This is a genomic window from Pararhodobacter zhoushanensis (assembly GCF_025949695.1).
Classification (GTDB): domain Bacteria; phylum Pseudomonadota; class Alphaproteobacteria; order Rhodobacterales; family Rhodobacteraceae; genus Pararhodobacter; species Pararhodobacter zhoushanensis_A.
Map to the genome: position 1 here is coordinate 119262 of NZ_JAPDFL010000001.1, position 11783 is coordinate 131044.

Consider the following 11783-nt stretch of genomic DNA (forward strand, 5'->3'; position numbering starts at 1 on the left):
TGACGCGCCCTTTGGACGCCAGCCCCCGGCAAAAGTAAAGCCGCCAGAACCCGCTGGGGGCCTGACGGCTTTCGACCACACAGACAGGCGATCAGCGCGAGGCGCGCACCAGACGGGCACCGGATACCAGACGGGCATAGGTGCGCGCGGGCATCGCGGGACCGGTACGCTGGATGCTCAGGCCCGCGCTGTGCGCCGCGCCGCCGAATTCCTCGTCACAATCGTTCAGACCCGAGGCGTTGCCGCATTCGCCCGCATGGTCAGGGAAGGTTTCGACGCACCAGTTGATCACGGCGGTATAGCATTCGCCCAGCGTGGTGATCGGACCGGCACTGGCGGGCACGGCGGTGGTGATGCTGAGGGCGGTGGCGGTGATGGCGATGTAACGGATCATTCTGAAAGTCCTTTGGTTGAAACAAAACCCACAATGGGCTCTCTTGTGTCGGGCGGCCCCGGCACACGGTTCAAACAAAGAGTCCCGCGCGGATCAGAGACGGCTGGGCGGGCGATCTTCTGACATCAACGCGGTCAGATCGCGGCCAGACATGGCCTCTTGTGCATAGCTGAACGTCCCTGCCCCCAGCACCTCTTGCGCGGCGCGCTGCAACCCGCCGAAAGCCGCGCGGGCAAACGAGCCGCCGACGCTGATCCGCCGCACCCCCGCCGCAGCCAGCTGAGCCACCGAATAGCGCGGACCTTGCAGGCCCATCACCACGTTGACCGGCTTGTCCACGGCGGCGCAGACGGCACGGATCGCTGCCAGATCGGGCAGACCCGGCGCATAGAGCACATCCGCCCCGGCCTTTGCGAAGGCCTGTAGCCGGGCGATGGTGTCGTCCAGATCGGGGCGGTCCCACAGGAAATTCTCGGCCCGCGCGGTCAGCAGGAACGGCAGGCCGCGCGCGGCCTCGGCGGCGGCATGGACCCGTTCAACGGCTTGCGACAGATCGTAGATCGGCGCGGCGGAATCGCCGGTGGCATCCTCGATCGAACCACCGACCAGCCCGACTTCCACAGCCAGCCGGATCGTTTCGGCACAGGTTTCGGGCGCGGGACCGAAGCCGTCCTCAAGATCGGCACTGACCGGCAGGTCGCAGGCGGCGACGATCTGGCGGGCGTTCTCCAGCAATTCCGTGCGGCTCAGCCCGGCGAACGAGTCGCGCCGGCCGACCGAAAACGCATAGCCCGCGCTGGTGGTCGCCAAGGCTTCGAACCCCAGATGGGCCAGCAACCGGGCCGACCCCGCATCCCACGGATTTGCCACGACAAACGCGCCATCGCGCGTGTGCAACGCCTGAAACGCCGCGAACTTTGCTGCCTGATCCATGGCTCTCTCCCGCGTGGCCTTTCGCGAAAGCCTAGCTCAGAAAGAACGTAAAGGGAACTCTCAGCCGCGCGCCGCCGCGCGTTCGCGCCACCAATCCTGCACCTGCAACGCCCAATACGTGCCCTGCGCGGCGATCAGCCCGGCAGGGCCACCGGCCCAGTCCAGCCCGTATTCGCCAAACAAGGCGATGCGATCCGATTCCCCCAACAGCTTTTCGCCCAGAACCGTGCCGCCGATCGCCGTGGTGTTCAGCCCGTGGCCGCCAAACCCGGTCACGTACCAGACCTTGGGGCCAAGCTTGCCGATCTGCGGCATGCGGTGGCGCGCATAGGCCATCAGCCCGCTCCACGCGCGTTCGGTCTTCAGGGGCGCGAGCTGCGGATATGCGCCCAGCATCTCGGCCCGCAGGGACTGCGTGATGCCGGGAACATTGGCAGCGCGGGTGGTGATCCGACCGCCCCACAGCAGCCGCTGGCCGTCCGCGACCAGCCGGTAATAGTCGCTGGCGCGGCGGTCGTCGCCGATGGCCATGCGGGTCTGGATGGCGGTTGCCAGCAGATCGGGTGCCGGTTCCGAGACCATCACATAGGTTGCAATCGGCAGGATCGCGCGGCGCAGGCGCGGCACCAGCGGGCCGGTGTAGCCGCCCATGGCAAAGATAACCCGCTCGGCCGTGACGCGACCCTGCAGGGTGCTGACGCTTTTGGCCGGCCCGTTCAGATCGGTGCCGATCACCGGGCTGTTCTCGAAGATCCGGCCACCCAGACGCTCGACCTCGGCCGCGATGCCGCGCAGGGTGTTGAGCGGGTGGATGTGGAACCCGCTGCGGTCTTCGATCCCATGGAGATACCGGGTAGAGCGTATGTGCGCCCCGATCGCCGTTCGGTCCAGATAGGGGCTGTCGGCGCCTGCTTCGGCCTGCAGGTCCGCCGCGCGGTCAAAACGGCGCAGGCGCAGGATGCCGGGCACCGGATCAGCCCCGGGGATCGCCAGATCGGCGATGGTCCGGCGCATGATGTCCACCCCTTCGACCGAGAGCGCCTGCAACGCCGCCGCGTGCTGTGTCCCGACGCGCTGTCGGATCGCCGCCGCACTGCTGGCAAACCCGTCCGACACAAAGCCGCCGTTGCGCCCTGACGCCCCGAACCCCACCGACTGCGAGTCGAGCACGACGACCCGCATACCGCCCCGCGCCAGCGTGAGCGCCGTGAACAGACCCGCGAATCCCGCGCCCACGATGACGCAATCGGCAGCAATATCGCCGTGCAAAAGCGGCCGGGTCCGGGTGTCAGCCAAGGTTCGGCTGTAGAACGTATCTGGATAAGAAAGCACGATGCCCTCGGGCTGAAATCAGCGCCAAGCTAGGCCAGCCGCGCGCGCCCTGCAATGGGTCAGTGCAGATGTTCACGCGGGGGAACCGGCCCCTGATTGGCAATCTCCAGTTCGGCTAAAAGGCGTCCTTGATCAAGATGTTCGACAAGTTTTTCCATGCCATGCAGACGCGCATAATTCTGCAGGTTTTCAAGCGTCCTGAACATCCACTCATGCGGCACCGCGCTGCTCCTTGTTACCTGAAGCAGAGCCTGAGACCACAGAGTTTAGAAAAGGTTTCGGACCGCTAAAATCGCGAACAAAAAGGGACCACCCCGAAGGGTGGTCCCTGACCGGACGTCTCTGCGAGGGTTCAGCGGCGGCCGGCTTCGAGCGCATCCTCGAAGGTGCGCAGCCCCGTGGTCGGTGCTTGCACCAGTACCGCCATGTTGCCCGGCTTATGCTGATTGCGCAACATCTTCACATGGGCTGCGGGAATATCCGCCCATGGGAACACCTCGGACATGCACGGATCGATGCGCCGCTCGAGCATCAGACGGTTCGCCGAGGACGCCTGCTTGAGATGCGCAAAATGCGAGCCCTGCAAACGCTTCTGGTGCATCCACATGTAACGGACGTCAAACGTGCAGTTGAACCCGCTGGTGCCCGCGCAGATCACCACCATGCCGCCCTTCTTGCACACCAGCGCCGAGACCGGGAAGGTCGCCTCGCCGGGATGCTCGAACACCATGTCGACGCTGACGCCCTTGCCGGTGATCTCCCAGATCGCCTTGCCGAACTTGCGCGCCTCTTTGAGCCACTCGTTGTATTCGGGCGTGTTGACCGTGGGTAGTTGCCCCCAGCACTTGAAATCCTTGCGGTTGATCACGCCCTTGGCGCCCAGCCCCATGACAAACTCGCGCTTGTCCTCGTCCGAGATCACCCCGACCGCATTCGCCCCCGCCGCGTTGATCAGCTGGATCGCGAAAGACCCCAACCCGCCCGACGCGCCCCAGACCAGCACGTTCTGGCCCGGTTTCAGCTCGTGCGGGTGATGCCCGAACAGCATGCGGTAGGCGGTGGCCAGCGTCAGCGTGTAGCAGGCGGCCTCTTCCCAGGTCAGGTGCTTGGGACGCGGCATCAGCTGCTGGGCCTGCACGCGGGTGAACTGCGCGAAGCTGCCGTCCGGCGTCTCATAGCCCCAGATGCGCTGGGTCGGTGAGAACATCGGATCGCCGCCGTTGCATTCCTCGTCGTCGCCATCATCCTGATTGCAGTGGATCACCACCTCGTCGCCGACTTTCCAGGTTTTCACCTTGTCGCCAACCGCCCAGACGATGCCCGAGGCATCCGAACCGGCGATGTGATAGGGCTGCTTGTGGCCATCGAACGGGCTGATCGGCACACCAAGCCCGGCCCAGACGCCGTTGTAGTTGACGCCCGCCGCCATCACCAGAACCAGCACCTCATAGCTGTCGATCTTCCAGGTATCGACAACCTCGACCTGAAACGACTTGTCCGGCTCGCCGTGACGCTCGCGGCGGATCGACCACGCGTACATTTTCGGCGGCACGTAGCCGAGCGGTGGCATTTCACCGATCTCGTAGAGGTCTTTTTCAGGTGCATCGTAGGGAACGATACCGGGGTTCACATCAAGCGCCATGAGTCACTCCTGATTCACTGTGCCGCAATGCAGAAACCATGCAGCAGTTGCAGCATGCATAGAATCGGTCGCGCAACAATGCAACCCCACAAACGTCAGTATTGAAACTTTATGTCTCAGTGACATCCGGGAGTGTCAGAGGCTCCAGCCCCTCGGACAGGTCAGCACCGGGTTCGGAAAGCCGTTGCTCAACCGATGCCGCGTAGTAGGCCAGCGCCGTCTCCTTGCCCGGCGCGATCCGCAACACCTCCGCGTCCTGCCGCAGGATCTTGTGGCGCTGCAGCGCCTCGGCAGCGAAGCGAACGGCCTCGACCACGGTGCCGCCGGGCAAATGCAACGTTGCACCCTTGGCGCGCGCTTCCTCGACCAGCGTGCTGACCCCGCTTTCCAGTTCCGGCAGGCTGGCGCTTCCGCCCAGCCGCGACAGCGCCGCAGCGGTCAACGGAACCGGCAGCAAGGGCACGGCGGCGCGGATACGGGTCATCAGTTCCTCGGCCAGCACCTCGGTGCTGCGCTCGGATCCGATATCGGTCTGGCCGGTCAGATGCGCGCGCAGCGACAGCGGCGTGCCATAGCAGACAGCGGCATGACCATAGGTGCTGGTACGGCGCAGCAGCTTCTGCCACAGAATCCAGAAGAACCACCCCGCCGCCTCACCCAGCCGCAGCCGGAACCGGCGGCTGCCGGTTGTGCCGGCCGCGATCAGCACCTCATCCTCAAGCACCCGGTCATAGTTCAGCGCGACGGGGACAAAAACGACGTCCTGTTCCGCGTCCGGCTCGAAGGCGCGCACGATGTAATGCAGCAAGCCCTTCTTGGCCGACCCGACCGCCCCGGTCAGGCTGAGCCCGCCTTCGGGGAACATCGCTTGCGTGACCCCCTCCTGCACCGACATCTGCACATAGCGCGCCAGCACCGCGCGGTAGAGCGTGCTGGAATAACGTCGCCGGATGAAATACGCACCCATCCCCCGGATCAGCGCCCTCAGCGGCCAGACCCGCGCCCATTCGCCCACGGCATAGCTGAGCGTCGAGCGATCCGCCGCCAGCCATGTCACCAGCACATAATCCATGTTGCTGCGGTGGTTCATGACGAAAACCACCGCCGACTTGGGGTCGATGTCGCGCAGCGTCTGCGCATCGCCCCGGCCCAAATGGACCTTGTAGAACAAGCGGCTAAGACCCCGCGCCACGCGGATGGCAAAGCCGAAATAGGTGGCGGTGGAGAAGCCCGGCACGATCTCGCGCGCATGGCGGCGCGCCATCTCGAAGGCGACGGAACGCGGGATACCCTGCTCGCGCGCATAGTCGGCGACGGCGGCCATCACCTGCGGGTCATAGACCAGCCGGATCACATTATCCTGCCGCCGCATCAGCTTGAACGGCTGGATCGGGCGTTCAAGCCGCTTGTTCAGCTCCTCGACCGCGCGCTCCATCCGGCGGCGCAGGAACCAGCGGACCGACGGGAACAGAAAGTGCGACAGAAACGCGACCGCTGCAAAGAGCAGGATCAGGCTGAGCAACCATAGCGGGATTTCAACACGTTGGAACATGGCGCGAGAGTGTCACCAAGCGGGGCCGGGGACAATCCACCGCGCACGCGACTTAGCGCAGCATGGGACCAAAGACGCGGGCCAAATAGTCGCGCCCGCCTTCAGGCACCGGCGTGCCATGCGCCATCACCACGCGCTCGGCGGGCCAGTCCAGCACCCGCCGCAACCCGGCGCGCGCCGGGTCGTTGCGCATCGCCAGGCGGAATTTGACCGGCACGCCGGGCTGCGGCCCGGTCATGCGGTCCAGCCGCGCGATCAGCGCGCGCCAGCCGTGATACCAGTCGGCGGGCATGTTTTGCAGCAGATCAGCGGTCAGGACCGTGGCGCTGGCAAGGTGAAAGAGCACCACCTCGGGCGCGATGGAATTGGGCACCAGCACGGCGTCAAGCTGACCGTCCCAGTGCGCGGGCATCTGGCCGGGCAGCTCGGCAGCGAAGGCCAGATCAGGCCGCTTGGCGCGCAGTTTCGGCGCAGCGTAGAGCGCGGCCTGCGGGAACGCCTCGGCCCAGTCGCCCAGAAACACATGATGCAACGCATTGGGTGCGACGATCGCCTCAACCGGCCCCAGCGCCGCGATCTCGGCGCGCAGGTCTGGATCGGCCTGCACCGGCGACCACAGCACCAGCCCGCCCGACCCCAAGCGCAACACCGCCATGCGAATTGGATAGCGAAAACCCAGCGCGGCAGTGATCGGCGTGCCGTCAGCCAACCAGAGACCGGGGGCAAAGGGGTGCAGTCGGGGCATCGCGCGGCCTTTCCTTTGCACCGACGCTAAAACCCCGCGCAAAGAAGGACAACAGCGGGTCTTCTCAGCATCCGGGTGCGACCCTACTTTTATAAGGCAGAGCGAAAGGACGCGGCCATGGCAGGCGGATGGGCAAAAGACGGCGCGGTGAACGAGCAGATCGAGGCGTCGATCAGCGACGAACTCGCCCGGCTGCGCGCACAAAAACGCCCGGCGGGTGAAAGCCGCACGCACTGCGTCGAATGCGAAGAGCCCATCCCCGAACCGCGCCGAATCGCGATCCCGGGCGTCACGCTCTGCATCGATTGCCAGACTGAGCGCGACGCAGCCTTCAAACCGCGCAGCGGCATCAACCGGCGCGGCAGCAAGGACAGCCAGCTGAAATGAGGATTATCCACGGCATCCCCCCGGACCAGATCGACACCGCCGCCGCCCTTTACTGGCAGGCCTTTGGCGGCAAGCTGGGGCGGCTGATGCGCCCTGAGGAAAAGGCGCTGCGTTTCTTCGCGCAGGTCATCGTGCCCGCGTTTGCGATCAGCGCCGTGGATGCAGACGGCCAGTTGCTGGGCCTCGCGGGCTTCAAAACCGATGCGGGCGGTCTGGTTGCGGGCGGTCTGGCGGATCTGGCGCGGGTCTATGGCTGGCCCGGCGCGCTCTGGCGCGGCCCCCTGTTGGCGCTGCTCGAACGCGAGCTGGAACCCGGCGTGTTGCAGATGGACGGCATTTGCGTCAGCGCGCAGGCGCGTGGTCAGGGTGTTGGCACAGCGTTGCTGGCTGCGATCAAGGAGAGGGCGGCGCAGCGCGGTGACCGGGTGGTGCGGCTGGATGTGATCAACACCAACCCCCGCGCCGAGGCGCTTTATCGCCGCGAGGGCTTTGCCCCGGTCTCGCGCGAGTCACTGGGGCCGTTTCGCTGGCTGTTCGGGTTCAGCTCGGCCCTGCGGATGGAATTTCCAGTCGCGGGTGCGGGCGCGCGCTGACCCCCGGCGACGCCGCGTTGCAGCAATTTCCGCCTTGACACGATCTTGCGTGTCCGGCATCCACTTGGCAAGAATATTGCGCAGTGGTTGCAGCAATCGGAGGCCAAGCATGACCCAGACCCCCAAGGACAAGCCCTGGCTGTTTCGCACCTATGCTGGCCACTCGACAGCGACGGCCTCGAACGAGCTGTACCGCACCAACCTGTCCAAGGGGCAGACCGGCCTCTCGGTCGCCTTCGACCTGCCCACCCAGACCGGCTATGACAGCGATCACGAACTGGCGCGCGGCGAGGTCGGCAAGGTCGGCGTGCCGGTCAGCCATCTGGGCGACATGCGCATGCTGTTCGATCAGATCCCGCTGGAACAGATGAACACCTCGATGACAATCAACGCGACAGCACCCTGGCTGCTGGCGCTCTATATCGCGGTGGCCGAGGAACAGGGCGCCGATGTCAGCCAGCTTCAAGGCACGGTGCAGAACGACATCATCAAGGAATACCTCTCGCGCGGGACGTATATCTGCCCGCCGAAACCGTCCTTGCGGATGATCACCGATGTCGCGGCCTACACGCGCGAACATCTGCCCAAATGGAACCCGATGAACGTGTGTTCCTACCATTTGCAAGAGGCCGGTGCGACGCCCGAACAGGAACTGGCCTTCGCGCTGGCGACGGCCTGCGCGGTGCTGGATGACCTGGAGGGCAAGGTTCCGGCCGAGCATTTCCCCGAGATGGTCGGCCGCATCAGCTTTTTCGTCAACGCCGGCATCCGCTTTGTCACCGAGCTGTGCAAGATGCGCGCCTTTACCGAGCTGTGGGACGAGCTGTGCCTTGAGCGCTACGGCGTCGAGGACGCCCGCTATCGCCGCTTCCGCTACGGCGTGCAGGTCAACTCGCTGGGCCTGACCGAGCAGCAACCCGAGAATAACGTCTACCGCATCCTGATCGAGGCGCTGGCCGTCACCCTGTCGAAAAACGCCCGCGCCCGCGCCGTGCAACTGCCCGCCTGGAACGAGGCGCTGGGCCTGCCGCGCAAATGGGATCAGCAATGGTCGCTCAGGATGCAGCAGATCCTCGCCTATGAGACGGACCTGTTGGAATACGGCGATCTGTTCGACGGCAACCCGGTGGTGGCCGCCAAGGTCGCCGCACTGAAAGACGGCGCGCGGGCCGAACTGGCACTGATCGACGGCATGGGCGGCGCGGTGCAGGCCATCGAGTATATGAAGGGCCGGCTGGTCGACGCCAATGCCGAGCGCATCGCGCGCATTGAGAGCAGCGAAACCACGGTCGTCGGGGTGAACCGCTTCACCACCACCGAACCCTCGCCCCTGACCACCGGCGACGGCGCGATCATGGTTGCCGATGCCCATGCCGAAGCCGACCAGATCGCCCGCCTCACCGCCTGGCGCAACACCCGCGATGAAGCGGCGGTGCAGGCCGCGCTGGCGGAGCTGCGCGCGGTCGCCGCCTCGGGTGCCAATGTGATGCCTGCGTCGATCAAAGCGGCCAAGGCGGGCGCGACCACCGGCGAATGGGGACTGGTGGTGCGCCAGGCCTTTGGCGAATACCGCGCCCCCACCGGCGTGTCGCGCAACCCGTCGAACCGCACCGAAGGGCTGCAAGAGATCCGCGCCGCCGTCGACGCGGTCAGCACCCAGCTGGGCCGCCGGTTGAAATTCGTCGTCGGCAAGCCGGGGCTGGACGGCCATTCCAACGGTGCCGAACAGATCGCCGCCCGCGCCCGCGATTGCGGCATGGACATCCACTACGAGGGCATCCGCCTGACCCCCGCCGAAATCGTCGCGGCGGCACTGGAACAAGAGGCGCATGTGGTCGGGCTGTCGATCCTCTCGGGCAGCCATGTCCCGCTTGTCGCTGAACTGATGGAGCGTATGCGCGCGGCCGATCTGGGCGATGTGCCGGTGGTCGTCGGCGGCATCATCCCCGAAAACGATGCCACCGCCCTGCGCGCCATGGGCGTCGCCGCCGTCTATACGCCCAAGGATTTCGAGCTGAACCGGATCATGATGGACATCGTCGGCCTCGTCGCCGACCACCCGGTGGCCGCGCAGTAAATAGGGGCCGGCGTCCGCGACAAACGGCGCAAAGGGGGCCTTGCCCCCTCTTCGGCGCTGCCGAATTCACCCCCCAGGATATTTAAGGACAGATGATGGGGCGTTTACGCTTTGTTAACTGTGCATCATCTGTCCACAAATATCCCGGGGGTGAATGGCCCGGAACGGGCCAGAGGGGCTGGCCCCCTCAACCGTACACAAGGGAACGAGCCCGCAGGGCTCTCCGCAGGGTCACCGGTCCGTTGTTTCCCTTGCCCTGAAAGCGTGCACCGCATAAACAGCTAAGGCTGAAAAATGGTTGGCCGGTACGGTTACCCCGGCCCCCGCATGGCGGGATTTAGTCGTTTCGAACCCCCAGCACCGACCCGATCCCGGGGGTGCTGTCGCGTCTGCGCTGCGTGCCCCTTCCTCTGCAAAGGAGCTGCAATGCAGTCCAGAAAAGTTATCCTACTCGCTCAGGTGTTCATCTCGGGCCTGATGGCCTTCTCGATGAGTGGCATCATGGGGTTCCTGCACACCGGCAACGCGCCCGATTTTATCAAGATCTGGCTCAGCGCGTTTATCACCGCCTGGCCGATTGCCTTTGTGCTGTCGCTGGGCGTCAGTCCGCTGGCCTTCTGGATGGCCGGGCGTTTGGCCAAACCCCGGCACCGCGCGCAGGGCTGACAGCAAAAAGGGCGCATCCCGCAGGATGCGCCCCGTTTCGTTCCGTCAAAGCCTTCAGGCTGCCGACGCGTCCACCAACTGGCTGGCCTCACTGGCCCGCGCGATCTCGATCCGGCGCGGTTTGAGCGCCTCGGGGATCTCGCGCACAAGGTCGATGTGCAGCATACCGTCGGCATGCGTCGCACCCGTCACGCGCACATGGTCGGCCAGATGGAAGCGGCGCTCGAACGCGCGGGTGGCGATGCCGCGATGCAGATAGCTGCGCTCGGCAGTGTCTTCGCCTTTGCGCCCGGCGACGGTCAGGCCGTTCTCTTTCATCTCGACGCTCAGCTCATCAGCCGCGAACCCGGCGACGGCGATCGAGATGCGGTAAGCGTTCTCATCGGTCTTTTCGATGTTGTAGGGCGGGTAGGTCGGCTGCACGGGTTCGGCAGCCAGAACACGGTCCATCAGATCGGCCATCTGGTCAAAACCGACCGAGGCACGAAACAGGGGGGTCCGGTCAAAAGCACGCATGGGAGTCATCCTTTGATAAGCGATGTCAGAGTGTTGCCCGCCGGTCTGCCGGCCGGGCGTCAAGATACCGAACCCCGTCTGGGCGTCCGGTATCCCTGATGTGGGAAGAGGTTTGCGGCGTTTCAAGAGGCCGCGATGCGCGCGTTACGGCCGCACGAACCGCGCCGTTTCCCGCGCACCCTGCGGGCCTTGCGCCGTGCCGCTGGCATCCAATGTGCCCTGCAGCGCGCGCACGCGGCGGTCCAGTTGCATGCCCAGCGACATCGGCGTGTCGCGCCCCTCGACGCGGGCCGAGATCAACGACACAATCCGCATCTCGCCCGCCTCTTCGGCAAAAACCGGCGCGCCCGAGGAACCGAAGTCGATGTCGCAGGTAAACACGGACACCCCGTCCGTGCGCTGGTCCAGCACATGGCAGCTTTGCTGGATCGACGGGCTTTCTGCGCGCTCACGCGCATAAGACACCACCGCGACCGACGTGCCCGCCGCCACAGGATGATTGCCAACGGCGAAGGGATGGATCGCGGTGGTGCGCACCGGGCGGTCCAGCTCCAGCACCGCGATATCCGAAGGCACATTGCCGATGGCCGCCCCCGCCGCAAAGTCGAACTCCGGCCAGATCGCCGCGCGCCGCACGCCGCGGATCGCCTCGGCCCGGCCGGTGCGCCAGCCCGCCAGAAACTCCAGTTGCGCATCCTCCAGCCGCGCGCCCGTACGCCGGTCAAACAGGCAATGCGCCGCCGTCAGCACCCGGTCCGGCGCGATCAGCGTCGCCGTGCAGAACCCCACACCCTGCATGTTGAGCCGCCCGACAGCCTCCCAACCCCGGCTCGCATCGGCAGTCTGCAACGGTTGCAAGCGGCTGTCCTGCTGCGCTGTCGCAGGCAAGGGGAGGAGCAGGGCAAGGGTCAGAACGAGGGTGCGCATACGAGGCAGGCTCTCCGGG

General features: G+C 65.7%; 13 protein-coding genes. 4 read left to right on the top strand and 9 right to left on the bottom strand.

The window, feature by feature from the left end; translation table 11 throughout:
• Nucleotides 1–91 precede the first annotated feature (91 nt).
• From OKW52_RS00615 to OKW52_RS00645, 7 genes are all read right to left on the bottom strand, one after another.
• A complete protein-coding gene (locus tag OKW52_RS00615) occupies nucleotides 92–394 on the bottom strand; it encodes a hypothetical protein (RefSeq protein ID WP_264503981.1) in 303 nt (100 codons plus the stop codon).
• Between the two features lie 93 nt (nucleotides 395–487).
• Entirely contained in the window at nucleotides 488–1327 is an 840-nt protein-coding gene (locus tag OKW52_RS00620; RefSeq protein WP_264503982.1) for an isocitrate lyase/PEP mutase family protein, read from the bottom strand.
• A gap of 60 nt (nucleotides 1328–1387) precedes the next feature.
• Nucleotides 1388–2659 (bottom strand): NAD(P)/FAD-dependent oxidoreductase, encoded by a 1272-nt coding sequence (locus tag OKW52_RS00625; RefSeq protein ID WP_264503983.1) that lies wholly within the window; start codon nucleotides 2657–2659, stop codon nucleotides 1388–1390.
• Nucleotides 2660–2718: 59 nt separating this feature from the next.
• Entirely contained in the window at nucleotides 2719–2880 is a 162-nt protein-coding gene (locus OKW52_RS00630) for a hypothetical protein (protein WP_264503984.1), read from the bottom strand.
• A 131-nt stretch (nucleotides 2881–3011) separates the two neighbouring features.
• Nucleotides 3012–4301 carry a crotonyl-CoA carboxylase/reductase gene (gene ccrA / locus OKW52_RS00635; RefSeq protein ID WP_264503985.1) on the bottom strand — a complete coding sequence of 430 codons (1290 nt, stop codon included), beginning with the start codon at nucleotides 4299–4301 and terminating at the stop codon, nucleotides 3012–3014.
• Between the two features lie 109 nt (nucleotides 4302–4410).
• Complete coding sequence (locus OKW52_RS00640) at nucleotides 4411–5853, bottom strand: 1-acyl-sn-glycerol-3-phosphate acyltransferase (protein ID WP_264503986.1); 1443 nt, start codon at nucleotides 5851–5853, stop codon at nucleotides 4411–4413.
• A 52-nt stretch (nucleotides 5854–5905) separates the two neighbouring features.
• Nucleotides 5906–6598, bottom strand: a complete 693-nt coding sequence (locus OKW52_RS00645; RefSeq protein ID WP_264503987.1) for a DUF4336 domain-containing protein — start codon at nucleotides 6596–6598, stop codon at nucleotides 5906–5908.
• A 117-nt stretch (nucleotides 6599–6715) separates the two neighbouring features.
• Between OKW52_RS00645 and OKW52_RS00650 the strand changes: the two genes are divergently transcribed.
• From OKW52_RS00650 to OKW52_RS00665, 4 genes are all read left to right on the top strand, one after another.
• A complete protein-coding gene (locus OKW52_RS00650) occupies nucleotides 6716–6985 on the top strand; it encodes a DksA/TraR family C4-type zinc finger protein (protein WP_264503988.1) in 270 nt (89 codons plus the stop codon).
• On the top strand, nucleotides 6982–7578 hold the full coding sequence (locus OKW52_RS00655; protein WP_264503989.1) for a GNAT family N-acetyltransferase: 597 nt from the start codon (nucleotides 6982–6984) through the stop codon (nucleotides 7576–7578). Before OKW52_RS00650 ends, OKW52_RS00655 begins: the two co-directional genes overlap by 4 nt.
• 109 nt (nucleotides 7579–7687) lie before the next feature.
• Nucleotides 7688–9655 carry a protein meaA gene (locus OKW52_RS00660; RefSeq protein ID WP_264503990.1) on the top strand — a complete coding sequence of 656 codons (1968 nt, stop codon included), beginning with the start codon at nucleotides 7688–7690 and terminating at the stop codon, nucleotides 9653–9655.
• A 426-nt stretch (nucleotides 9656–10081) separates the two neighbouring features.
• Entirely contained in the window at nucleotides 10082–10321 is a 240-nt protein-coding gene (locus tag OKW52_RS00665; RefSeq protein ID WP_264503991.1) for a DUF2798 domain-containing protein, read from the top strand.
• Nucleotides 10322–10375: 54 nt separating this feature from the next.
• On the opposite strand, the gene OKW52_RS00670 is transcribed toward OKW52_RS00665, so the two are convergent.
• A complete protein-coding gene (locus OKW52_RS00670; protein WP_264503992.1) occupies nucleotides 10376–10837 on the bottom strand; it encodes an Hsp20 family protein in 462 nt (153 codons plus the stop codon).
• Between the two features lie 144 nt (nucleotides 10838–10981).
• Entirely contained in the window at nucleotides 10982–11764 is a 783-nt protein-coding gene (locus tag OKW52_RS00675; RefSeq protein WP_264503993.1) for a trypsin-like serine peptidase, read from the bottom strand.
• Nucleotides 11765–11783 lie beyond the last annotated feature (19 nt).

What these genes read in the sequence shown, in the direction of transcription:
- OKW52_RS00615 (WP_264503981.1), bottom strand. Translation starts at nt 394, where the DNA reads ATGATCCGTTACATCGCCATCACCGCCACCGCCCTCAGCATCACCACC.
- OKW52_RS00620 (WP_264503982.1), bottom strand. Translation starts at nt 1,327, where the DNA reads ATGGATCAGGCAGCAAAGTTCGCGGCGTTTCAGGCGTTGCACACGCGC.
- ccrA (WP_264503985.1), bottom strand. Translation starts at nt 4,301, where the DNA reads ATGGCGCTTGATGTGAACCCCGGTATCGTTCCCTACGATGCACCTGAA.
- OKW52_RS00640 (WP_264503986.1), bottom strand. Translation starts at nt 5,853, where the DNA reads ATGTTCCAACGTGTTGAAATCCCGCTATGGTTGCTCAGCCTGATCCTG.
- OKW52_RS00645 (WP_264503987.1), bottom strand. Translation starts at nt 6,598, where the DNA reads ATGCCCCGACTGCACCCCTTTGCCCCCGGTCTCTGGTTGGCTGACGGC.
- OKW52_RS00650 (WP_264503988.1), top strand. Translation starts at nt 6,716, where the DNA reads ATGGCAGGCGGATGGGCAAAAGACGGCGCGGTGAACGAGCAGATCGAG.
- OKW52_RS00655 (WP_264503989.1), top strand. Translation starts at nt 6,982, where the DNA reads ATGAGGATTATCCACGGCATCCCCCCGGACCAGATCGACACCGCCGCC.
- OKW52_RS00660 (WP_264503990.1), top strand. Translation starts at nt 7,688, where the DNA reads ATGACCCAGACCCCCAAGGACAAGCCCTGGCTGTTTCGCACCTATGCT.
- OKW52_RS00665 (WP_264503991.1), top strand. Translation starts at nt 10,082, where the DNA reads ATGCAGTCCAGAAAAGTTATCCTACTCGCTCAGGTGTTCATCTCGGGC.
- OKW52_RS00670 (WP_264503992.1), bottom strand. Translation starts at nt 10,837, where the DNA reads ATGCGTGCTTTTGACCGGACCCCCCTGTTTCGTGCCTCGGTCGGTTTT.
- OKW52_RS00675 (WP_264503993.1), bottom strand. Translation starts at nt 11,764, where the DNA reads ATGCGCACCCTCGTTCTGACCCTTGCCCTGCTCCTCCCCTTGCCTGCG.